The organism is Streptomyces malaysiensis subsp. samsunensis, from assembly GCF_024519315.1.
Lineage (GTDB): Bacteria > Actinomycetota > Actinomycetes > Streptomycetales > Streptomycetaceae > Streptomyces > Streptomyces malaysiensis.
Window position 1 is genome coordinate 211,380 of the sequence record NZ_JANIIC010000007.1, and the last position, 21,046, is coordinate 232,425.

At 71.6% G+C, this 21,046-nt stretch carries 22 protein-coding genes; 14 read left to right on the top strand and 8 right to left on the bottom strand.

Going from position 1 to position 21,046, the window contains the following annotated elements; genetic code table 11:
• Nucleotides 1–179: 179 nt before the first annotated feature.
• The 6 genes from NQU54_RS09130 to NQU54_RS09155 all read left to right on the top strand — a co-directional run bounded on the left by NQU54_RS09130 (nucleotide 180) and on the right by NQU54_RS09155 (nucleotide 5,373).
• Nucleotides 180–941, top strand: a complete 762-nt coding sequence (locus NQU54_RS09130) for a metallophosphoesterase family protein (RefSeq protein WP_069869342.1) — start codon at nucleotides 180–182, stop codon at nucleotides 939–941.
• A 66-nt stretch (nucleotides 942–1,007) separates the two neighbouring features.
• A complete protein-coding gene (locus tag NQU54_RS09135; RefSeq protein WP_257630609.1) occupies nucleotides 1,008–1,448 on the top strand; it encodes an SRPBCC family protein in 441 nt (146 codons plus the stop codon).
• A 129-nt stretch (nucleotides 1,449–1,577) separates the two neighbouring features.
• Nucleotides 1,578–2,876, top strand: a complete 1,299-nt coding sequence (locus NQU54_RS09140; protein ID WP_257630610.1) for an ArsA family ATPase — start codon at nucleotides 1,578–1,580, stop codon at nucleotides 2,874–2,876.
• A 222-nt stretch (nucleotides 2,877–3,098) separates the two neighbouring features.
• On the top strand, nucleotides 3,099–3,554 hold the full coding sequence (locus NQU54_RS09145; protein WP_257630611.1) for a DUF5304 domain-containing protein: 456 nt from the start codon (nucleotides 3,099–3,101) through the stop codon (nucleotides 3,552–3,554).
• A 57-nt stretch (nucleotides 3,555–3,611) separates the two neighbouring features.
• Nucleotides 3,612–4,553: an ROK family glucokinase gene (locus NQU54_RS09150; protein WP_069869346.1), complete on the top strand. Its 942-nt coding sequence runs from the start codon at nucleotides 3,612–3,614 to the stop codon at nucleotides 4,551–4,553.
• A 22-nt stretch (nucleotides 4,554–4,575) separates the two neighbouring features.
• Complete coding sequence (locus NQU54_RS09155) at nucleotides 4,576–5,373, top strand: endonuclease/exonuclease/phosphatase family protein (protein WP_257630612.1); 798 nt, start codon at nucleotides 4,576–4,578, stop codon at nucleotides 5,371–5,373.
• Nucleotides 5,374–5,509: 136 nt separating this feature from the next.
• Here the strand turns inward: NQU54_RS09155 and NQU54_RS09160 are convergent, their stop codons facing one another.
• Together NQU54_RS09160 and NQU54_RS09165 are read right to left on the bottom strand one after the other, a co-directional pair.
• Nucleotides 5,510–6,121, bottom strand: a complete 612-nt coding sequence (locus NQU54_RS09160; protein ID WP_257630613.1) for a hypothetical protein — start codon at nucleotides 6,119–6,121, stop codon at nucleotides 5,510–5,512.
• On the bottom strand, nucleotides 6,114–6,929 hold the full coding sequence (locus NQU54_RS09165) for an alpha/beta hydrolase (RefSeq protein ID WP_257630614.1): 816 nt from the start codon (nucleotides 6,927–6,929) through the stop codon (nucleotides 6,114–6,116). The genes NQU54_RS09160 and NQU54_RS09165 overlap by 8 nt, the downstream gene beginning before the upstream one ends.
• A 126-nt stretch (nucleotides 6,930–7,055) precedes the next feature.
• Between NQU54_RS09165 and NQU54_RS09170 the strand changes: the two genes are divergently transcribed.
• The 4 genes from NQU54_RS09170 (at nucleotide 7,056) to NQU54_RS09185 (ending at nucleotide 11,016) form a co-directional block, all read left to right on the top strand.
• A complete protein-coding gene (locus NQU54_RS09170) occupies nucleotides 7,056–7,781 on the top strand; it encodes a lysophospholipid acyltransferase family protein (RefSeq protein WP_069869349.1) in 726 nt (241 codons plus the stop codon).
• A gap of 78 nt (nucleotides 7,782–7,859) precedes the next feature.
• Nucleotides 7,860–9,104, top strand: coding sequence for a MacS family sensor histidine kinase (gene macS, locus NQU54_RS09175; protein WP_372505829.1), 1,245 nt, complete (start codon nucleotides 7,860–7,862; stop codon nucleotides 9,102–9,104).
• Nucleotides 9,105–9,126: 22 nt separating this feature from the next.
• Nucleotides 9,127–9,807, top strand: a complete 681-nt coding sequence (locus NQU54_RS09180; protein WP_257630616.1) for a response regulator — start codon at nucleotides 9,127–9,129, stop codon at nucleotides 9,805–9,807.
• A 180-nt stretch (nucleotides 9,808–9,987) separates the two neighbouring features.
• Complete coding sequence (locus tag NQU54_RS09185) at nucleotides 9,988–11,016, top strand: 6-phosphofructokinase (RefSeq protein WP_257630617.1); 1,029 nt, start codon at nucleotides 9,988–9,990, stop codon at nucleotides 11,014–11,016.
• Between the two features lie 171 nt (nucleotides 11,017–11,187).
• Here the strand turns inward: NQU54_RS09185 and NQU54_RS09190 are convergent, their stop codons facing one another.
• Nucleotides 11,188–13,209 carry an anthranilate synthase family protein gene (locus tag NQU54_RS09190; protein ID WP_257630618.1) on the bottom strand — a complete coding sequence of 674 codons (2,022 nt, stop codon included), beginning with the start codon at nucleotides 13,207–13,209 and terminating at the stop codon, nucleotides 11,188–11,190.
• Between the two features lie 93 nt (nucleotides 13,210–13,302).
• Nucleotides 13,303–13,359 carry a trp operon leader peptide gene (locus tag NQU54_RS50010; RefSeq protein WP_107119202.1) on the bottom strand — a complete coding sequence of 19 codons (57 nt, stop codon included), beginning with the start codon at nucleotides 13,357–13,359 and terminating at the stop codon, nucleotides 13,303–13,305.
• A 129-nt stretch (nucleotides 13,360–13,488) separates the two neighbouring features.
• Between NQU54_RS50010 and NQU54_RS09195 the strand changes: the two genes are divergently transcribed.
• Together NQU54_RS09195 and NQU54_RS09200 are read left to right on the top strand one after the other, a co-directional pair.
• A complete protein-coding gene (locus NQU54_RS09195) occupies nucleotides 13,489–14,838 on the top strand; it encodes a class II 3-deoxy-7-phosphoheptulonate synthase (RefSeq protein WP_167501199.1) in 1,350 nt (449 codons plus the stop codon).
• Nucleotides 14,839–15,001: 163 nt separating this feature from the next.
• Nucleotides 15,002–15,268, top strand: a complete 267-nt coding sequence (locus NQU54_RS09200; RefSeq protein WP_257630619.1) for a (2Fe-2S)-binding protein — start codon at nucleotides 15,002–15,004, stop codon at nucleotides 15,266–15,268.
• Nucleotides 15,269–15,296: 28 nt separating this feature from the next.
• Here the strand turns inward: NQU54_RS09200 and bfr are convergent, their stop codons facing one another.
• Nucleotides 15,297–15,812: a bacterioferritin gene (gene bfr, locus NQU54_RS09205; RefSeq protein WP_069869354.1), complete on the bottom strand. Its 516-nt coding sequence runs from the start codon at nucleotides 15,810–15,812 to the stop codon at nucleotides 15,297–15,299.
• 158 nt (nucleotides 15,813–15,970) lie between these two features.
• On the opposite strand from bfr, the gene NQU54_RS09210 reads away from it, so the two are divergent.
• Nucleotides 15,971–16,594, top strand: a complete 624-nt coding sequence (locus tag NQU54_RS09210) for a sulfite oxidase-like oxidoreductase (protein WP_257630620.1) — start codon at nucleotides 15,971–15,973, stop codon at nucleotides 16,592–16,594.
• A 58-nt stretch (nucleotides 16,595–16,652) separates the two neighbouring features.
• Here NQU54_RS09210 and NQU54_RS09215 read toward each other — a convergent pair whose 3' ends face one another.
• Complete coding sequence (locus tag NQU54_RS09215) at nucleotides 16,653–17,177, bottom strand: DUF4396 domain-containing protein (RefSeq protein WP_372505830.1); 525 nt, start codon at nucleotides 17,175–17,177, stop codon at nucleotides 16,653–16,655.
• 81 nt (nucleotides 17,178–17,258) lie between these two features.
• Nucleotides 17,259–18,134 carry a deoxyribonuclease IV gene (locus NQU54_RS09220; protein WP_257630622.1) on the bottom strand — a complete coding sequence of 292 codons (876 nt, stop codon included), beginning with the start codon at nucleotides 18,132–18,134 and terminating at the stop codon, nucleotides 17,259–17,261.
• Between the two features lie 88 nt (nucleotides 18,135–18,222).
• Here NQU54_RS09220 and NQU54_RS09225 point away from each other — a divergent pair, with 88 nt between their 5' ends.
• Complete coding sequence (locus NQU54_RS09225; RefSeq protein WP_257630623.1) at nucleotides 18,223–19,032, top strand: maleylpyruvate isomerase family mycothiol-dependent enzyme; 810 nt, start codon at nucleotides 18,223–18,225, stop codon at nucleotides 19,030–19,032.
• Nucleotides 19,033–19,089: 57 nt separating this feature from the next.
• Here the strand turns inward: NQU54_RS09225 and pknB are convergent, their stop codons facing one another.
• On the bottom strand, nucleotides 19,090–21,024 hold the full coding sequence (gene pknB, locus NQU54_RS09230) for a Stk1 family PASTA domain-containing Ser/Thr kinase (protein ID WP_257630624.1): 1,935 nt from the start codon (nucleotides 21,022–21,024) through the stop codon (nucleotides 19,090–19,092).
• Nucleotides 21,025–21,046: the final 22 nt, after the last annotated feature.

A 21,046-nucleotide genomic window follows, 5' to 3' on the forward strand; every position in this document is an offset into this window, starting at 1 on the left:
TCGGTACGCTTCCGGGATAGGGGTTCCAGCCCAGATGTTTGATGCGTCACACACCGCCTTCACGCTGCCCGCAGACTAGTCGACGGAAGCCGCGTCCGCTGAGGAACCGCAGGTGGACGCGGGGCGGTGCAGGCAGAACACCTTACGGGCGCGGGCCCTTACGTCTTAGGGTGACACGCATGCGAGTCCACGTGGTGAGTGACGTGCACGGCAACAGTGAGGACCTCGAGAAGGCCGGTGACGGCGCCGACGCCCTGATCTGCCTCGGTGACCTCGTCCTCTTCCTCGACTACGCCGATCACTCACGTGGCATCTTCCCCGACCTCTTCGGGGAGGAGAACGCCGACCGGCTGGTCGAGCTGCGCACCGCCCGCCGCTTCGAGGAGGCCCGGGAGCTCGGCAACCGGCTGTGGGCGGGGCTCGACCGCAACGCGGCCATAGAGTCCGCGGTCCGCCGCCAGTACGCCGAGCTCTTCGCCGCGTTCCCCACCCCGACGTACGCCACCTACGGGAATGTCGACATGCCGTCGCTGTGGCCGGAATACGCCCAGTCCGGCACCACCGTCCTCGACGGTGAGCGCGTCGAGATCGGCGGGCTGGTCTTCGGTTTCGTGGGCGGTGGGCTGCGCACCCCGATGCGCACCCCCTACGAGATCGACGACGAGACCTATGCGGCGAAGATCGCGGCCCTCGGCGCGGTGGACGTGATCTGCACCCACATCCCCCCTGAGGTGCCCGACCTCTGCTACGACACCGTCGCCCGCCGTTTCGAGCGCGGCAGCGCGGCCCTGCTGGAGGCGATCCACACCGTCCGTCCCAAGTACGCCCTCTTCGGCCATGTCCATCAGCCGCTCGCCCGCCGTATGCGGATCGGCGCCACCGAGTGCGTCAATGTCGGACACTTCGCGTCCTCCGGCACCCCCTGGACGCTGGAGTGGTGACCGGCGCGCGGTAGCCTGCACCGGCAGGGATCCCATGCGGCGGACCGGTACGGAGGAGCCACGGCGATGGCGGAACACACCAGCTCGAGCATCACGATCGAGGCGGCCCCGGCCGACGTGATGGAGGTGATCGCCGACTTCGACCGTTACCCGGAGTGGTCCGGTGAGGTGAAGGAGGCCGACATCCTCACCAAGGACGCCCAGGGGCGGGCCGAGCAGGTGCGGATGCTGCTCGACGCCGGAGCGATCAAGGACGACTACACCCTCCAGTACAGCTGGACCGGAGCCGACCAGGTCAACTGGTCCCTGGTCAAGTCCCAGATGCTGCGCACCCTCGACGGCTCCTACCGGCTGTCGGTGCGCGACGGCGGCAAGAGCACCGAGGTGACGTACCAGCTCACGGTCGACGTCAAGATCCCCATGCTGGGCATGATCAAGCGCAAGGCCGAAAAGGTCATCATCGACCGCGCGCTCGCGGGCCTGAAGAAGCGCGTCGAGGGCGCCTGACCCGCGCGGGCCACCCCCGGGCCCCGACGGTGCCCGGGGCGGTAGGTGGCGCGGGGTACGCTCCGGCCAGGGCGGATCGTCCGGCCCATGCCACGCATCTGACGCATCACCCTGCCGGAGGCTCCTTTCATGCGTACGGTCCTCGTCACCGGTACCGGCGGCGCGGGCCGCACCACCGTGGCCGCCGCGACCGCCCTCGCCGCCGCCCGTGAGGGGCAGCGGACGCTGCTGCTCACCGCCGACCCGGACGGCACCCCCGAGGCGCTGCTCGGCATCGGCGCGCTGCGGTCCGCCCCCGGGCGGTCGGCGGACCGGCTGCCGTGGTCCGTACCGGTCGAGCTCGCCCCGGGGCTGTGGGCCGCGCGGGTCGTCGCGGACGAGTGGTTCCGCGGTGAGCTGACCGCCCTTCAAGATCGCGGCCATGGTCTGATCGACATGCTCGGCGCCACCCCGCTGGACGGCGAGGAGCTGACCGCGCTCCCCGGGGTGGAGGCCATCGCGCTGCTGCGCGCCCTGCGCGCCGCCCAGACCGCCCCGCCCGGCACCGGCTGGGACGTCCTCGTCGTCGATCTGCCGCCCGCGCCGGACACCGTGGCGCTGCTCGCGCTGCCCGAGCAACTGCGGCGCTATCTGCGGCGGCTGCTGCCCGCCGAGCGGCAGGCGGCCCGTGCGCTGCGGCCGATGCTCGCCCAGCTGGCGGGGGTGCCGATGCCCGCGCAGAAGCTGTACGAGACGGCCGAGCGCTGGGAGCGGGAGCTGGCCGCCGTCCAGGGCGTGATCGAGTCCGAGGCCACGACGGTACGGCTGGTCGTGGAGCCAGGACCGCTCGCCGACCGGGCGCTGCGCACCGCCCGTGCCGGTCTCGCCCTGCACGGCTGCCGGGTGGAGGCGGTGATCGCCAACCGGCTGCTGCCCACCGGCACCTCCGACCCGTGGCTCGCCGCGCTCTCCGGCCAGCAGCAGGACGCGCTCAAGGAGCTGTACGAACAGTGGGCACCCACCGTTCCGGTCCGTGAGCTGCCGCATCTGGGCCGCGATCCGCACGGCCTCGGCGACCCGCGGCCCGTGGACGCGCCGCCCGGCGACGGCGCCCAGCGCGCCCCGGCCGGGCTGGCCGCGCTCGCCGGGGCCGTCGGGGCCCCCGGGGCGCGGCCCGACCGGCCCGCCCCCGACCCCTGGACCGTCGAGGACCGGCTGGCCGAGGACGGGGTGCTGCTGTGGCGGCTGCCGCTGCCCGGCGCCGACCGCGACGGGCTCGGGCTGGTGCGCCGGGGCGACGAACTGATCGTCGCCGTCGGCCCGTTCCACCGGGTGCTGCCGCTGCCGTCCGCGCTGCGCCGCTGTACGGTCTCCGGCGCCGGGCTGCGCGACGGATGGCTCCAGGTCCGCTTCACCCCCGACCCCGACCTGTGGCCGAAGAGGCTCTGAACCGGGCCGCGACCCGGGCCGGTCCTCGGCCGCGACCCCGGCCGGTCCCAGGCCCCGACACGGGCCGGAGTTCGGCCCGTCCCGGGCCCCGACTCCGGCCGGTCTCCGCTCGGACTCCGGCCGGTCTCCGGCTCTGACCCGGCCTCCTCCTTCCGGTAACGTCGGTCACAAGCCCGGATGAACGTCACCGGGCAGCCAGCATCCCCGCCGCAGGAGTTCGCCATGAGCGATGCCACCGAGCGCCCCCCGGAGCCCCCGGTCACCGAAGTGCCGGTCACCGAGATAGACCCCGATGCCTGGGAGCGTGCCTGTGCCGAGGACCTCGCCGCCGAGCGGGCCAGGCAGACCGCCGAGGAGCCGGGGAGCGTGGCCGACGAGTTCCTCAAGCTGGCCGACGCGCTCGCCGACAAGGTGGCCCAGGCGCCCATCGCCGGGGCGGCTGTTCAGGGGGCCGTACAACAATTGATCGAACAGGCGAAGGCCGCCGTAGAACCGGTCATAGAGCGCAATCCAGATGTTTTCGAACACCTCGCAAGTGCCGGAACCGAACTGCTCGCCGCCTATCGTGCCGCCGTGACCGGCCAGGAGCGGCGCTGGACCCAAGGCTCCGAGAGCGGTACGAAGGGCGGAGGCGAAGAATCCGAGAGTTCGAGTAGTGAACACATCGACCTCGACTGAGCGCCACCTCCGGTACCGTTAGCCTCGGCGGGGTTCGACCAAATAACTGAGGGACTCATGGGACTCACCATCGGCGTCGACATCGGCGGCACGAAGATCGCGGCCGGCGTGGTCGACGAAGAGGGCTCGATTCTCGAGACGAGCCAGGTATCGACCCCGCAGACTCCCGAGGGAGTCGTCGACGCCATCGCGGACGCGGTGCGCATCGTCAGCGAGGGGCACGACATCGAGGCCGTCGGCATCGGCGCGGCCGGGTACGTGGACGACAAGCGCGCCACGGTGCTCTTCGCGCCCAACATCAACTGGCGGCACGAGGCGCTCAAGGACAAGGTCGAACAGCGCGTCGGCCTGCCCGTCGTGGTGGAGAACGACGCCAACGCCGCCGCCTGGGGCGAGTACCGCTTCGGCGCCGGAGTCGGCCATGACGACGTCGTGTGCATCACGCTGGGCACCGGCCTCGGCGGCGGCATCATCATCGGCGGCAGGCTGCACCGCGGCCGCTTCGGCGTCGCGGCCGAGTTCGGCCACATAAGGGTCGTCCCGGACGGTCTGCTGTGCGGCTGCGGCAGCCAGGGCTGCTGGGAGCAGTACGCCTCCGGCCGTGCGCTGGTCCGCTACGCACAGCAGCGCGCCGCCGCCACCCCGGAGAACGCCACGCTGCTCCTCGGCCTCGGTGACGGCACCGCCGAGGGCATCGAAGGCAAGCACATCAGCGACGCCGCCCGCCAGGGCGACCCCGTCGCCATCGACTCCTTCCGTGAGCTGGCCCGCTGGGCCGGGGCCGGGCTCGCCGACCTCGCCTCGCTCTTCGACCCCTCGGCGTTCATCGTCGGCGGCGGGGTCTCCGACGAGGGCGATCTCGTCCTGGAGCCGATCCGCAAGTCCTTCCGTCGCTGGCTGGTGGGCAATCAGTGGCGTCCGCACGCCCAGGTGCTCGCCGCCCAGCTCGGTGGCAAGGCCGGGCTCGTCGGCGCCGCCGACCTGGCCCGCCAGGGCTGAGACGCGAGGGGGGAACGTCATCGTGCCGCTCGCGGACCTGCCCGGATCCACCACCGGCCCGGACGCGGCGGTGGTGCGGGTGCTCAGCTACAACATCCGTTCCCTGCGCGACGACCGCGAAGCGCTGGCCCGGGTGATCCGGGCCTGCGCCCCCGACGTCGTCTGCGTCCAGGAGGCACCGCGCTTCTTCCGCTGGCGCAAGGCCGCCGCCTGGCTGGCCCGGGAGACCGGCCTCGTCTACACCACGGGCGGGGCCACCGCCGCCGGCCCGATGATCCTCACCTCGCTGCGCGCCCATGTGGAGCACGCCGAGGACACCCTGCTGCCCCGCGTCCCCGGGCTGCACCGGCGCGGCTTCGCCACCGCCGTGCTGCGCTTCGGCGGCGGCCACCGCGACACCGGCGGTCCGGTGGGCGGCGACGGCGTCCGGCTCGGAGTGGTCAGCTGCCATCTGAGCCTCGCGGAGGCCGAGCGCTACGAACAGGCCGGGATGCTGCTGGACCACCTGACCGCGCTGGACGTCCCGTACGCCATCGCGGCCGGTGACATCAACGACCGGCCCGACGGCCGCGCCTTCCGCCGGATCGCGGGGAAGCTGCGGGACGGCTGGGCCACCGAGCCCTGGGGGAGCGAGGCCACCTCGACCCCCGAGGATCCGCGCCGGCGCATCGACGCCCTCTTCGCCTCCGAAGGCGTCGAGATCATCGGCTGTGGGGTCCCGGCCGGGCTGCCGGGCGTCACCGACGCCGACCTCCGGGCGGCCACGGACCACCTTCCGGTCCTGGCCGCGCTCAGGCTGCCCCGCGTATCCCCGGTCTGAGCCCGCGGTCCGAACCCGCTCCGGGCGGGATTCGGACGCCCGCCCAGGGCAGGGGCCGGACGCCCGTCCGGGCTGGACCCGGACCCGGAGCCGGGGTGCCCGGTTCCGGAGCGCCGTGGTCGAACGACGGCGAGGCTCAGACGACGGCGCCGCGCCCCGGGTCCTCGTCCTCGTCCTCGTCGTCGTCCTTCATCCGCAGCACCAGCGTGACGAAGCCGCCCAGGAAACCCCCGACGCCCAGCGTCGCGATCCACCAGACCATCTCCACCTGGAACAGCACCACACCGAGCAGCAGCAGCGGCCCGCCCAGCACGCCCAGCCAGGCGAAGCGGGAGGTGGCGTCGGACTCGGGGAGCGGAGGCGGCTCGGGCGGGACGAAATGGCCCTCGCCGGTCTCGTCGAAGTCGTCCTCGGACGGCTCGTCGGGCTCCCAGTCGCGGGGGCCCACCCCGGGGGCGTAGACGATGAAGCCGCCCACCGGCTTGTCGGTCTTGTCGGTCTTGGTCAGCCCGCCCGTGGCCGCGTCGCCGGCGGCGTCGCCGTCACCGGATCCCTCGGCGTCGGTGGTGTCGTCGTCGGCCGCGGACCGGCGGTCCCGCTCCTCGTCGAGGTTCTCGACGGCGGGCCACCGCTCGGCGCCCGGCGGGTCCTGCGGCTCCTCACCGTACGCGGCGACGATCGCGGCGAAGGCGGCGTCGTCGTCCCGCCGCGCGTCCGCCTCGTTCTCATTCGAATCGCGCTCAGCCACTGGCCGCCGCCCCCTCCTTTCCGCTGCCCTTCCCGAGGCCGGTCCGGGTGTCTTCACCCATACCCGCCGTCAGCCGGGTGATGAACGCGTCCGTCTCCTCGAAGATGAAGTCGGCGTCGTGGTCCAGGGTCGCCACGTGGTAGCTGCGCTCCAGCAGCCGCTCGGTGACGTCCCGCGAGGACACCTGACTCAGGATGCGCTCGGAGTCGGCCGGCGGCACCACATGGTCCTGGGGGCTGTGCATCACCAGCAGCGGCTGGGTCACCTGCGGCAGTTCGGCGTCGACCACCCGGTAGAAGCGGCGCATCGAGTGCACGGCGTGCAGCGGCATCCGGTCGTAGCCGGACTCCCGCGCCCCCGGCTTGGCGATATCGCTCACGATGCCCTTCACCGACGGCACCAGATGACGCAGCACCGGAAGGGCCACGGCGAGCGGATCGTGGATCCGGTTGGCCGGATTCACGACGGCGACGCCGCTGATGGCCGCGGAGTGCTGGGCGGCCAGCCGCAGCGCGAGCGCCCCGCCCATCGACAGACCGCAGACGAACACCCGCGCGCACTCCCGGGACAGCCTGCGCAACTCGCGGTCCACCTCGGCGTACCAGTCCTGCCAGCCGGTGACGGCGAGATCCTGCCAGCGCGTGCCATGGCCGGGAAGCAGCGGCAGTGAGACGGTCAGACCACGGGCCGCGAGATGGTCGGCCCAGGGCCGCACGGACTGCGGGGAGCCGGTGAAGCCGTGACAGACGAGGACGCCGATCTCTCCGCCGTCGTGGCGGAACGGCTCGGCTCCGGGCAGGAGCGGCACCACGGATCTCCGTTCACTGGGGAAGCGGGCATCGAGGTCCTCAGCGTACGCGGCGCGCCGCGTACGGGGTAGGCAGGTTAAGGTCTCCTCGTCGGATACAGGAGGTCCCGGTTGTTCTACGGCGCAATGAAGCTGTCGGTGGGTGGCGCGTTGAAGCTCACCTTCCGGCCCTGGGTCGAGGGCTTGGAACATGTCCCCGCCGAGGGTCCGGCGATCCTCGCGAGCAACCACCTCTCCTTCTCCGACTCCTTCTTCCTGCCCGCGGTGCTCGACCGCAAGGTCACCTTCATCGCCAAGCAGGAGTACTTCACCACCCCCGGGCTCAAGGGGCGGCTCACGGCGGCCTTCTTCAAGGGCGTCGGACAGCTCCCGGTGGACCGCTCGGGCTCGCGCGGCGCCGGTGAGGCCGCCATCAAGGCGGGTATCGAGGTGATCAAGCGGGGTGAGCTCTTCGGCATCTACCCCGAGGGCACCCGCTCGCCCGACGGACGGCTCTACCGGGGCAAGCCGGGCGGTCTGGCGAGGGTCGCGCTCGCCACCGGTGCGCCGGTGATCCCCGTGGCGATGATCGACACCGAGAAGATCCAGCCCCCCGGCCAGGTCATGCCGAAGCTGATGCGGCCCGGCATCCGGATCGGCAAGCCGCTGGACTTCAGCCGCTACCACGGCATGGACGGCGACCGCTTCATCCTGCGCTCGGTGACCGACGAGGTCATGTACGAGATCATGAAGCTCTCCGGCCAGGAGTACGTGGACATCTACGCGACCGCCGCCAAGCGGCAGATCGCGGACGCGGAGGCGGCCCGGAAGCAGGCCGAGAAGGAGAAGGACAAGCACAAGTCCGGCGCCTAGCCGCGCCGGCACCGGGGGTGGGGGACATTGGCGGAGCGGTCCAGAGGTGAGCGCGCCGGGGGCGAGCGCGTGGTGCGGATGTCCGTCGAGCAGCCGCTGTGGCAGGCGCTGACCGCCTACCGGGTGCTCACCCTGCTCTACGCGCTCGGCCTGTGCGTCTACTCCTTCGACGACTACGACCATCCGGTCGGCGCCGTCGTCTACATGGCGGTGCTGACGCTGTGGACGGCCCTCACCTTCCGGATGGTCTCCTCGGCCGAGCGCTGCACCCGGCGGTTCCTCGTCGGCGACCTCGGCATCGCGGTGACCGGCATTCTGCTCACCCCGCTCGTGGACAACCACGACCGGATCGCCGAGGGCACACCCACCCTGCCTTCCATATGGACGATGGGCGCGGTCCTCGGCTTCGCGATCAAGGGCGGCTGGCGCTGGGGCGCTTCGGCCTCCACCGTGGTCTGCGCCGCCAATGTGATCGAACGCGGCGAATTCGCCCAGGACACCATCCATATGCTGTCGCTGGTGTGGGTGGCGAGCGTGGGCATCGGCTATGTGGTCGAGGTGGCCCGCGCCAGTGAGCGCACCCTCGCGCGGGCGCTGCGCATCGAGGCGGCGACCCGGGAGCGGGAGCGGCTGGCCCGCGACATCCACGACAGCGTGCTCCAGGTGCTCGCCATGGTGCAGCGGCGCGGCGCCGCGATCGGCGGCGAGGCGGCCGAACTGGGCCGGATGGCGGGGGAGCAGGAGATCGCGCTGCGCACGCTGGTCTCCACCGGTCTGGTGACCCCGTCGCGCGGGGCGGACGGGGTGGACGCCGCACCCGATCCGGACGGCCTCCCGGACGCGGTGGGACCGTCGGCCGAGCCCTGCGCGCCGGGCCCCGAGCGCTCCGACGGCGGTCCCTGCGATCTGCGGGCCCTGCTGGCGCCGCACGCCGGTTCCCGGGTCACCTTCTCCGAGCCGGGCGCCCCGGTGGTCCTCCCGGCGGGCGTCGCCGGGGAGTTGGCCGCCGCCGTCGGCGCCGCCCTGGACAACGTACGGGTCCACGCCGGGCAGGACGCGCACGCCTGGATCCTGCTGGAGGACGAGCCGGACGCGGTGATGGTGACCGTACGGGACGACGGCCCCGGCATCCCCGAGGGGCGGCTGGCGGACGCGGAGGCGGAGGGCCGCCTGGGGGTGGCCCTGTCGATCCGGGGGCGGCTGCGCGACCTCGGCGGCACCGCCGCGTGGATCTCGGCGCCGGGGCAGGGCACCGAGGTGGAGCTGACGGTCCCCAAGGCGTCGGCGAGGAAGGCGAAGGCGAAGGGGGAAGCGGCACGATGAAGGCGAAGGGGGGAGCGGCACGATGACCACTCAGCACGACGGCCGCCCGGTGACGGTGATGGTGGTCGACGACCATCCGATGTGGCGTGACGCGGTGGCCCGGGACCTGGCCGAGGCCGGGTTCGACGTGGTGGCCACGGCCGGGGACGGACCGCAGGCGGTCCGCCGGGCCAAGGCCGCCGGGCCCGATGTCCTGGTGCTCGACCTCAACCTGCCCGGGCTGGCGGGGGTCGAGGTGTGCAAGGAGGTCCTGGCCGACCGCCCCGAGCTGCGGGTGCTGGTGCTCTCCGCGAGCGGTGAGCACGCGGACGTCCTGGAGGCGGTCAAGTCCGGGGCCACCGGCTATCTGCTGAAGTCGGCCAGCACCGAGGAACTCCTGGACGCGGTGCGCCGCACGGCGGCCGGCGACCCGGTGTTCACCCCCGGCCTCGCGGGCCTGGTGCTCGGCGAGTACCGGCGGCTCGCGGGCGAGCCCACCCCCACCGCAGCCGACCAGCCTGCCGCCCCGCAGCTCACGGAGCGTGAGACGGAGGTGCTGCGGCTGGTGGCCAAGGGCCTTTCGTACAAGCAGATCGCCGAGCGGCTGGTCATCTCGCACCGCACGGTGCAGAACCACGTCCAGAACACCCTCGGCAAGCTCCAGCTGCACAACAGGGTGGAGCTGGTCCGCTATGCGATCGAGCGCGGCCTGGACGACGCCTGACGCCGTCCGGCCGAGGCCGGTGACGCCCAGTCACCCCTCGTACGGGTGAAGTTCAAAACCAACTCCCTTGGTGCGCACGGGAATCGAGTGACGCCCCATCCCGTGTGACCTGGATCACCGTTAGCGTGGCTTTCCGTACCGGGCCCAATCACGGGATTCCACGGGAGAAGGGAAGAAACGATGCGGGTCGGAGTGCTGACCGGCGGCGGTGACTGCCCCGGGCTCAACGCGGTCATCCGCGCCGTCGTGCGCAAGGGCGTACAGGAATACGGCTATGACTTCATCGGCTTCCGAGACGGCTGGCGAGGCCCTCTCGAGAACGACACCGTTCCCCTCGACATCCGCGCGGTGCGCGGCATCCTGCCGCGCGGCGGCACCATTCTCGGTTCCTCCCGCACCAACCCCCTCAAAAGTGAGGACGGCATCCGCAGGGTCAAGGAGACCCTGGTCAAGGAGGAGGTCGACGCGCTGATCGCGATCGGCGGCGAGGACACCCTCGGCGTCGCCGCCCGGCTCTCCGGCGACTACGGAATCCGCTGCGTCGGCGTCCCCAAGACCATCGACAACGACCTCTCCGCCACCGACTACACCTTCGGCTTCGACACCGCCGTCAACATCGCCACCGAGGCCATCGACCGGCTCCACACCACCGCCGAATCCCATATGCGCGTCCTCGTGGTGGAGGTGATGGGCCGTCACGCCGGATGGATCGCCCTGCACTCGGGGCTCGCCGGCGGGGCCAACGTCATCCTCATCCCCGAGCAGCGCTTCGACGTCGACCAGATCTGTGCCTGGGTCGAATCCCGCTTCAAGATCCGCTACGCCCCGATCGTCGTCGTCGCCGAGGGCGCCATGCCCAAGGACGGCGACGCGGTCCTGAAGGACGACACCCTGGACTCCTTCGGCCATGTCCGGCTCTCCGGGGTCGGCGAGTGGCTGGCCAAGCAGATCGAGAAGCGCACCGGTAAGGAGGCCCGCACCACCGTCCTCGGCCATGTCCAGCGCGGGGGCACGCCCAGCGCCTTCGACCGCTGGCTCGCCACCCGCTTCGGGCTGCACGCCATCGACGCGGTGCGGGACGAGGACTTCGGGAAGATGGTCGCGCTGCGCGGCACCGACATCGTCCGGGTTCCGCTCGCCGAGGCGACCGCACGGCTCAAGACGGTCGATCCCTCGCTCTACGCCGAGGCCGAGGTCTTCTTCGGCTGAGGCCGTCTGGGTGCAGTACGGCGATGGGCCGGGTGCGTACCCCGCACCCGGCCCATCGTCACGCCGCCCGCCGGGCGGGCTCCTCGGGGCCGTTCGGGCCCACCGCGCCCCGCAGCGCGGCGCCCACCGCCGGGCCCTTGGCACCGGCCGCACTCCGGGCCGGTGCGCCCCTCAGACCAGCACGGCCGCCAGCAGCTCCGCCACCAGCGCCGCACCGTCCCGTGACAGCACCGACTCCGGGTGGAACTGCACCCCGGCGAAACCCGGTCCGCGCAGCGCGTGCACATCGCCGGTCACCGGGTCCCGGCTCAGCTCCACGCGGTGCGTCGCCAGCTCCGCCTCCGCCGCCTCGTCACAGCGCGCCGTGAAGGTGTTGTAGAAGCCGACGGTCTCCTCGCGCCCGAAGAAGTCGATCCGCTCCTGCGCGCCCTGGAACGGCACGTCCTTGCGTACGACCTCCAGCCCCAGCTCGGCCGCGATCAGCTCGTTCCCCAGGCACACGCCCAGCAGCCCGTGCCGGTGCCCGGCCACCAGCTCGGCGGTCAGCGCCCGCAGGAACCGCATCTTCGGGTCGGCCGTGTCGCCCGGGTCGCCGGGGCCCGGGCCGAGCACCACGGGCCCCTGATGCGCCGGCGCGGCCTCCCGCACCCCCGGCTCGTCGTACCGCCGCACGGTCACGGTCAGCCCCGAGGTGCGCAGCAGATGCGCCAGCATCGCGGTGAAGGTGTCCTCGGCGTCGATCACCAGGGCGTGCCCGGACAGCCCGCCGGCCACGGGCCCATCCGCCGACCCCCGCCCTCGCCGCGGCGGCTCCTGCATCCGCAGCCAGAACGGCGCGAGGTCCGCCCGCCGCGCGTCCAGCGCCGCCCGCACCCGCGGATCGTCCGCGAGCCGCGGCCGCGGGCCCTCCGCCCCGGACCGTACGGGCGCGGGCCGCACGCCCAGCGCGGTCAGCACCCCGGCCGCCTTCGCATGGGTCTCGGCCACTTCGCCGCGCGGGTCCGAGTGGCGCACGAGCGTCGCGCCGACCGCCACCTTCAGCGATCCCCCGGCGTCGATGTCGGCGGTCCGGATCAGGATCGGCGAGTCCAGGGTCTGCGCACCGCCGCCGTCCCGTCCGATCAGCGCGAGCGCCCCGGCGTAGTAGCCGCGGCCGGCCCCGTCCGGTCCGATGGGCTCGTAGCGCTCGATCACCCGGCAGGCGTTCTGCACCGGCGAACCGGTGACCGTCGCGGCGAACATCGTCTCGCGGAGCACCTCCCGGACATCGAGCGAGGAGCGGCCGCGCAACTCGTACTCGGTGTGCGCGAGATGCGCCATCTCCTTCAGCCGGGGCCCGATCACCGTCCCGCCCATGTCGCCGACGGTGCACATCATCTTCAGCTCCTCGTCCACGACCATGGACAGCTCCTCCACCTCCTTGCGGTCGTGCAGGAACTCCAGCAGCCCCTCCGCGCTCGGCCCGCCCTCGGGGTAGCGGTACGTCCCGCTGATCGGGTTCATCACGACCGTGCCCGCCCCTCGCCCGCCACCACCCTCGAACGAGGGCGCTTCGCGCTCGCCCCTCCCTCCCGTCATCCGTACATGCACCTCCGGGCTGGCGCCCACCAGCGTCCGCCCGTCCGCCAGCCGCACCACATACGTCCAGTAGGCGCCCCGCTCACCGGCCAGCAGCCGCCGGAAGAGCGCGAGCGCGTCGCTTCTGCCGAACCCCGGGATCTCGCCCCGGAACGTCCGCCGGATGACGAAGTTGGCGCCCTCGCCGGTGCCGATCTCGTCCTCGATGACCCGGCTCACGATGTCGGCGTACGCGTCGTCGGGCACGTCGAACGCCCCGCCCTCGACCCGCACCGGATGCGCGGGCAGCGCCGCCAGCGCCTCGGCGAGCGGCAGCTCGTGGGTCTCGCGCGGGCGCAGCACGGCCAGCGGCGTGCCGTCGTCGCGCACCTCGAACCCCCGCTCGCGGATCTGCCGGAACGGCACCAGCGCGAGGGCGTCCGCGACCGGCGCGCCGTCCTCCGGCGCCCCGGTGGGCAGCGGGATGTCGGCCAGCCGCGCCACCTCGCCGACCGGGCCGAGCAGCACCTCGACGGTGTCGGGCGCCCGGCCGGGGGTGCGGCGGTGCAGCAGGGCGAAGGGCGGCGCGTCGTCGGAGAGCAGCCGTGCGACGACGGCCTCAGCGTTGTTCTGCATGGCGGGTGGTTCCTTCCGGAATGAGGAACGACCCGCGGAAACGCCGAAGGCCGCCCCTCGGGCGGCCTTCGCGAGATCTTGGGAGTGCGCGATTCAGCGGGCCGCCGGATGAGCGGTCCACCACCAGGTCATGGTCAGTCGCGCGAACATGCGGTGGACTCTACCTCAGCGGCGGGGCATGAGGTGGAGCCCGGAGTTCTCGAAGGTGATGGGAAGGCCGGTGTCTCATCTTCTGGGCGGCGGACTGGACGGCGGTAAAGACCCCGTAACCTTGTGCGGGTGACCGTGAACGCTGAAACCCACGCTGGTGGCAACACCTGGCAGTCTCTTCCCGCGGCGCAGCAGCCCGACTGGCCGGACCGAGCGGCTCTGCGCGATGTGATCGCTGAGCTCGAGTCCTATCCGCCGCTCGTCTTCGCCGGCGAGTGCGACGCGCTGCGGCACCGCCTGGGGGCCGTGGCGCGGGGCGAGGCGTTTCTGCTCCAGGGCGGTGACTGCGCCGAGGCGTTCGACGGCGTGGGCGCCGACCAGATCCGGAACAAGCTGAAGACGCTCCTCCAGATGGGCGCCGTGCTGACCTACGCCGGGTCCGTCCCGGTGGTGAAGGTGGGCCGGATCGCCGGGCAGTACAGCAAGCCGCGCTCCAAGCCGACCGAGACCCGCGACGGGGTGACCCTGCCCACCTACCGTGGCGACTCCGTCAACGGATTCGAGTTCACCCCCGAGGCGCGGATCCCCGATCCGCAGCGGCTGAAGCGGATGTACCAGGCGTCGGCCTCGACGCTGAACCTGGTGCGCGCCTTCACCACCGGTGGCTACGCGGACCTGCGCCAGGTGCACGCCTGGAACCAGGACTTCGTGAAGTCCTCTCCCTCGGGGCAGCGCTACGAGGTGCTGGCGCGCGAGATCGACCGGGCGCTGGCCTTCATGAACGCCTGCGGGGTGGACCCGGAGGAGTTCAAGACCGTCGAGTTCTTCTCCTCGCACGAGGCGCTGATCCTGGACTACGAGACGGCGCTGACCCGCACCGACTCGCGCACCGGTGAGCTGTACGACGTCTCGGGGCACATGGTCTGGATCGGTGAGCGCACCCGGCAGCTGGACGGGGCGCATATCGAGTTCGCTTCCAAGGTCCGCAACCCGGTGGGCGTGAAGCTGGGCCCGACGACCACGCCGGAAGAGGCGCTGTCGCTGATCGAGCGGATCGACCCGGACCGCGAGCCGGGCCGGCTGACCTTCATCACCCGGATGGGCGCGGACAAGGTCCGCGACAAGCTGCCCGACCTGGTGGAGAAGGTGACCGCCTCCGGTGCGCAGGTCGTCTGGGTCTGCGACCCGATGCACGGCAACACCTTCGAGGCGGCGTCCGGGCACAAGACTCGCCGCTTCGACGATGTGCTGGACGAGGTCAAGGGCTTCTTCGAGGTCCACAAGGAGCTCGGCACCCATCCCGGCGGTATCCATGTGGAGCTGACCGGCGACGATGTCACCGAGTGCGTGGGCGGCGGCGACGAGATCTTCGTCGACGATCTGCACCAGCGCTACGAGACGGCGTGCGACCCGCGGCTCAACCGCAGCCAGTCGCTGGACCTGGCGTTCCTGGTGGCGGAGATGTACCGGGACCAGTAGGCATCGTCCGGGGTCGGTGGAGATCACAAAGACGCAGGTGGGGCGCGGATCACATGGATCCGCGCCCGCTGTGCGTTGTGGGGGCCCGATGCGGCAGGTAAGGTAAGGGTTACCTCACTGATCAACGCTGTCGCCATCCGCCATCGTCACCGCTGGAGAGCCCGTGTACGTCTGCTCATGCTTCGGCATCACCGAGCGGCAGGTGCGTGAGCACGCGGAGACGGGCGCGTGCACCCCGCGCCAGATCGCCGGTGCCTGCAAGGCGGGCACGGACTGCGGATCGTGCGTGCGGAAGATCCAGGCATTGCTGGGCCGCGGTGCCTGCCCCCGGCGCGAGGCGCTGGACCCGGTGGTCCTGACGACGGCCGCGACAACGGCGGCTATCGCAGCCGCTGCCGCCCCGGCACAGGCGGCGGCCGAAGCGGCCTGACCGGCGGATCGGTGCTGCCGCCGCGGGCTCAGTGGCCCTTTCCGCTCCCGGAGTAGTTGTCGCCGTTGTCGCTGGGCTGCTCGATCTGCTGGGCGATGTAGAGCGGCTCGCCCAGCTTCTCGACCAGTTCGAGCTGGGTGTCGAGATAGTCGATGTGGAGTTCCTCGTCGGCGAGGATGTACTCGAAGACATTCGCCGAGGTGATGTCCCCCTTGGACCGCATCAGCTCGATGCCGCGCCGGAGGCGGTCGATCGCCTCGATCTCCACCTGCCGGTCGGCCTGGAACATCTCGGTCACCGTCTGACCCACCCGCACATGGAAGAGCCGCTGGTAATTGGGCAGCCCATCCAGGAGAAGGATCCGGTCGGTGAGCATCTCCGCATGCTTCATCTCATCGAAAGACTCCGACCGGGTGTATTTGGCAAGCCGAGTCCAGCCAAAGTGATCCTGCATCTTTGAGTGCAGAAAGTACTGATTGATCGCGGTCAGCTCGCCGGTCAGCTGCTCGTTGAGGAACTCGAGGACCTCGGGGTCACCCTGCATCGGAGGGGCTCCTTCCAATCCGATCGGGAACGGCAGGTTCCGCGCATCGTCGCATCGCGCCTGTTGGGGCGTCCAGTAAGTGCACGCTTAGTACGAGTTGTGCCTGTCCCTGATGCCCTGGTCACGACCACCCCTGGTGGTCTGAGACCATGGAGCCCATGGGTCAGTCGGAAAGCCGCGAGGGGGAGCTCGCGAAGCTGCCTCCGGGGCAGCGACTCCAGCGCGGTTGGCCGGTTACGCACTATGGGCCGGTCCCGAAGTTCAAGCCGGACCGATGGGAGTTCCGGGTCTTCGGCGCCACGGCGGATGGCGATAAACGCTGCTGGACGCATGAGGAGTTCTCGGCCCTGCCCTACTCGACCGTTGTCGCCGATCTGCACTGCGTCACCAAATTCAGCATGCTCGACGCCGAATGGGGCGGGGTTTCCGCGCTGGCGATCGTGGAGCTCGCACCGCCGGCGCCCGATGTCACCCATGTGATGGTGTGGGCGGAATACGGCTTCAGCTCGAATCTCCGGCTGACCGACTTCATGACGGAGACCGCGATTTTCGCCACCCACAAGGACGGCGAGCCGCTCACCGCCGAGCACGGCTTTCCGGTGCGGCTGGTGGTGCCCCATCTCTACGCCTGGAAGGGCCCGAAATGGGTGCGCGGGGTGGAGTACATGACCGCCGACCGCCGTGGCTTCTGGGAGGAGCGCGGCTACCACAACATCGGCGACCCCTGGGCGGAGCAGCGCTACTCCTACCAGGAGGAGCCGGGCGACGGCCCGGAGCTCTAGACCGGGCCGTCGCGGCTCCAGGCCGGGCCGGTGTGCTCACGGCGCCGCCGTACGGCGGTCAGTGGTACTGGTGGACCACCGCATGTCCCTTGCCCCGCCCGATCATCCACCTGTTGACCGGTGTGGTGATGAGGAAGGCCACCACGAACGACAGGGCCAGGCTGAGCCAGAAGAGCGCGTCGGACAGCGTGGCGTCCATCGCGCCGGGGAAGGCGACGATCGTCGCGTTGTCGGCCAGCTCCATGATCGCGATCGATACGGTGTCGGCCGCCAGGGCCACCCGTAGCGCGCCGCGCATGTCCAGCCCCGCCCGCAGTACGCCCCGCATGGTCAGGGAGTAGCCGAAGACGAAGGCGAGCACGATCGCCAGGATCATGGTCGGGACGTTGTGCCAGGCCAGGGCCGTGCCGATGGCCATGCCCGCGATTTCGCCGATGGCGCAGCCGGTGAGGCAGTGCAATGTGGCCTGGGCGGCCATCGTCCAGCTGGTCGAGGACCCATGGTGCTCATGAGCACCATGGGGCTGATGCCCGTGGTGCCCATGAGGTCCGCTCTGTGTGTGCTCATGCTGTCGCATATCCATACCCCCAGCGGTGGTCGCGTGCCGTCGACTGGCTCAACGCTATACCCCCTGGGGGTATTCCTCCATGTGTCGGACGCGTTCTCAGGCCGCCCCGGCGCGCAGCTCCTTCAGCCGGGCCACATCCGCCGCATGCCCCTCCGTACCGCCCGGCGTCTCGATCACCAGCGGCACCCCGTCCGTCGCGGAGTGGGTGAACAGCTCGCGGAACGGCTCCGCCCCGATGTGCCCGGCGCCGATGTTCGCGTGCCGGTCCTTGTGGGCGCCGACCACGTCCTTGGAGTCATTGGCGTGGATCAGCCTGAGCCGTCCCTCGCCCATGACGGCCACCAGCTCGTCCAGGGTCTGCTTCATACCGCCCGGCGCGGCGAGGTCATGGCCCGCCGCGAACACATGGCAGGTGTCCAGGCAGACACCGAGCCGGGGGTGCCGGTCGAGCGCCTCGGTGTACGGGCCCAGGTCCTCCACCAGCGCGCACAGCGAGGTGCCCTGCCCGGCGGTCGGCTCCAGCAGCAGCCAGGGATCGTCGTCCCGGGTCAGCTCGTCAAGCAGCGGCAGCATCCGCTCCCGCATCTGCGCGATCGCGGTGGCCCGCGCGCGTCCCCCGGTCGCCGAACCGGTGTGGACGACCACGCCGAGCGCGCCGATCTCCCGGCCGCGCCGGAGCGAATGGCGCAGGGAGTCGACCGAGCGGTCGGCCGTGGCCTCGGTGTGCGAGCCGAAGTTGATCAAGTAGGGGGCGTGGACGTACACCGGCATGGACCGCTCGGCGCAGCCGGCGCGGAACGCCTCGTCCTGGGCGGGCGTGCCGGTCGGGGTGGCCCAGCCGCGCGGATTGGCGACGAAGACCTGGACGGTCTCGGCGCCGATGTCGGCGGCGTGCGCCAGACCGACGGTGGCGAGGCCACCGGCCACACGGATATGGCCCCCGATGGGGTTGCGGATGCGATGCGTACTCACGTCATCAAGGGTCCCAGGTGAGCCGGGCCCGAGTTGCCGGGCCCCGGCCCGGGCCCGGCTGTCGGTGGGCGCCTCTACTGTGACGTACATGACTCTGCTGAGCTTTGACCGTCGCTGCTCCGAGATCGTCGCGCAGACCCGGCTGCTGCGGGGCTCGATCGAGGGCGCGGATCTGACCCGCCCGGTGCCCAGCTGCCCCGGCTGGAGCGTCGGGCAGCTGCTGCGGCATCTCGGCGGGACCCATCGGTGGGCCGAGGAGATCGTGCGGACCCGGGCCCCTGAAGCACTGCCCGACCAGCACTTCCGCGATCTGTCGCGCTATGTGGACGAGGACCCCGCCGAGCTGGCCCCCTGGCTGGTCGAGGGCGCCGAGCTGCTGGCGGGGACGCTGCACGCGGCGGGGCCCGACGCGGAGCTGTGGACCCCGGTGCCGGACTTCGGACAGATCGCGGGCGGGCGCGCGGACTTCTACGCCCGCCGCTTCACCCATGAGACGGCGATCCACCGGGCCGACGCGACCCTGGCCCTCGGCGCGGAGTACACCCTCGACCAGGAGGTCGCCCTGGACGCGTTCGACGAGTGGCTGGCACTCGGCTCGCTGCCCATGCACTTCGAGATCCACCCCTGGATGCGCGAGCTGCTCGGCCCCGGCCGCACCCTGCACTTCCACGCGACCGACACCGCGCCGGAGGTGGCGGCGGAGTGGGTGGTCGACCTCACCGGCGACGCGATCACCTGGCGGCGGGCGCATGAGAAGGCCGCGGTCGCGGTGCGCGGGCCGCTGACCGATCTGCTGCTGATCATCTACAAGCGGCGCCCGGCCCGGGGCGCGGGCGTCGAGATCCTGGGCGATGAGAAGCTGCTGGACTTCTGGCTGGAGCGGGTCAGCTTCGGATGAGCCGCCGGACGGACGGCGAGCGCCATCCGTCCGGCACCGGCCGTCCGGCGGGGTCCCTCAGAACACGCCGCCCTTGACCTTGATGGTGATCGTGCTCCCCTTGGGCGCCTCGTCGCCGCCCTCCACCGACTGGTCCTGCACCGCGTCCCCGGGGAAGAGCAGCGCCTTCTCGACGTCCACCTCGAACCCGGCCTCCTCCAGCTTGTCCTTGGCCTCGTCGACCTTCATGCCCGTGACATCCGGCACCTCGACCATCTGCACGCCCTTGGAGACGGTCAGCGTGACCGTGTCGCCCTCGGCCCCCTCGCCGTCCCCCGAGGGGGACTGCTCGGCGACCGAGCCCTCGTCCTCCTCCGAGAACACCTGCCGGTCGGCGATCTTCACCTTGAAGCCCTGGTCCTCCAGCGTGGACCGGGCCTCGTCGACCGAATCGCCCACCACGTCCGGGATGTCGACCGGCCGGCCCTTGCTGACCACGATCGACACCGGCGTCTCGGGGCGGCGTACCGAGTCGGGGGCCGGGCTGGTGGAGAGGACCGAGCCCTGGGCCGTCTCACTGCTGAAGCTGCGGGTGATCCGGCCGACCGTCAGCCCCTGGTCCGCGATCTTCCGCTTGGCCTCGGCGAGCGGCATGCCCACCACATTGGGCACCTCGGCCCGCGGCCGCCCCTGGGAGATCCGGATGGTCACGGTGCCGGTGTCGCGGACCCGTTCGCCCGGCCCCGGCTTGGTGCCGATGACCTTGCCCTTGGGGACGACATCGCTGAACTCGTTGACGACCTTCACACCGAGACCGGCGCCGTGCAGCTTCTTCTCGGCCTCCGCCTGGGTCTTCCGCAGCACCGGCGGCACCTCGGTGAACTGGCCGACGCTGATGTACCAGATCCCGGCGCCGAGGCCGAGCGCCAGCAGCACCGCGGCGACGATCGTCACGGTCCCGCGGCGCGGCAGCCGGCCCCGGCCGCCCCCGCGGTGCCCGTCCTGCCGGGGCGGTTCCGGGGGCAGCTCCAGCCGGCTGGTGTGGTTGAACCCCTCCTGGTCGTCGAGGGCCGCCGCCGGGCGCGGAATCACCGACGTACGGTTCTCGGAACCGGCCAGGGGGTCCTCCTCCCTGGCCTGCGGGGGCGCCGCGTCCAGCTGCTCGTCGGTCAGCGCCGCCCGCGCCGCTCGGGTCGCGCCCAGCAGCGCGACGGCGTCGGCGGGGCGGGCCTCCAGACGGCGCGCGGTGGCCGAGGCCACCAGCGCGTCCAGCTCCGGGGCGACCTCGGGCGCGAGGGCGGAGGGCGGCGGAACGTCCTCGTTCAGATGCTGGTAGAGCACCTGCGCAGGGGTGGTGCCGCCGTGCGGCTTGGCGCCGGTCAGCATTTCGTAGAGCACCACACCGCAGGCGTAGACATCGGCGCGGGGGTCGGCCGTGCCGTGCTCGATCTGTTCGGGCGCGAGATACGACACGGTGCCGAGAAGGGTGCCGGTGGAGGCGCTGGTGTTGGTGTCCACCGCCCGGACCAGCCCGAAGTCGGCCACCTTGACCCGGCCGTCGTCCCCGATCAGCACATTCTCGGGCTTCATGTCCCGGTGGACGAAACCGGCGCGGTGGGCCGCCCCGAGCGCGGCCAGCACCGGCTCCAGGATGTCCAGCGCGGCGCGCGGATGCAGGGCCCCGCGCCCCCGGAGCACATCGCGCAGGGTGCAGCCCGCCACGTACTCCATGGCCAGATAGACATGGCCGCCGTCCGTTCCCTGGTCATAGACGGCGACCACATTGGCGTGCGCGAGTCTCGCGACGGACTTCGCTTCCCGGATGAATCGGTCTACGAAGGCGGTGTCGGAGGCGAGGCTCGGATGCATCACCTTCAGCGCGATCACACGGTCGAGCCGGGTGTCGACGGCCCGGTAGACCGTCGCCATCCCGCCCACGGCGATCCGCGCCTCGACGCGGTAGCGGCCGTCGAGCTCCTGCCCGACGAGGGGGTCCTGGAGGGTCGTATCCACGGGGGAAGTCTACGAGGCGCCG

Coding starts and splice junctions, on each gene's coding strand:
- NQU54_RS09180 (WP_257630616.1), top strand. CDS start 9,127: ATGACCACTCAGCACGACGGCCGCCCGGTGACGGTGATGGTGGTCGAC.
- NQU54_RS09190 (WP_257630618.1), bottom strand. CDS start 13,209: ATGCAGAACAACGCTGAGGCCGTCGTCGCACGGCTGCTCTCCGACGAC.
- NQU54_RS09210 (WP_257630620.1), top strand. CDS start 15,971: ATGGGTCAGTCGGAAAGCCGCGAGGGGGAGCTCGCGAAGCTGCCTCCG.
- NQU54_RS09185 (WP_257630617.1), top strand. CDS start 9,988: ATGCGGGTCGGAGTGCTGACCGGCGGCGGTGACTGCCCCGGGCTCAAC.
- NQU54_RS09130 (WP_069869342.1), top strand. CDS start 180: ATGCGAGTCCACGTGGTGAGTGACGTGCACGGCAACAGTGAGGACCTC.
- NQU54_RS09135 (WP_257630609.1), top strand. CDS start 1,008: ATGGCGGAACACACCAGCTCGAGCATCACGATCGAGGCGGCCCCGGCC.
- NQU54_RS09145 (WP_257630611.1), top strand. CDS start 3,099: ATGAGCGATGCCACCGAGCGCCCCCCGGAGCCCCCGGTCACCGAAGTG.
- NQU54_RS09215 (WP_372505830.1), bottom strand. CDS start 17,177: ATGGATATGCGACAGCATGAGCACACACAGAGCGGACCTCATGGGCAC.
- bfr (WP_069869354.1), bottom strand. CDS start 15,812: ATGCAGGGTGACCCCGAGGTCCTCGAGTTCCTCAACGAGCAGCTGACC.
- NQU54_RS09150 (WP_069869346.1), top strand. CDS start 3,612: ATGGGACTCACCATCGGCGTCGACATCGGCGGCACGAAGATCGCGGCC.
- NQU54_RS09140 (WP_257630610.1), top strand. CDS start 1,578: ATGCGTACGGTCCTCGTCACCGGTACCGGCGGCGCGGGCCGCACCACC.
- NQU54_RS09170 (WP_069869349.1), top strand. CDS start 7,056: ATGAAGCTGTCGGTGGGTGGCGCGTTGAAGCTCACCTTCCGGCCCTGG.
- macS (WP_372505829.1), top strand. CDS start 7,860: ATGTCCGTCGAGCAGCCGCTGTGGCAGGCGCTGACCGCCTACCGGGTG.
- NQU54_RS09225 (WP_257630623.1), top strand. CDS start 18,223: ATGACTCTGCTGAGCTTTGACCGTCGCTGCTCCGAGATCGTCGCGCAG.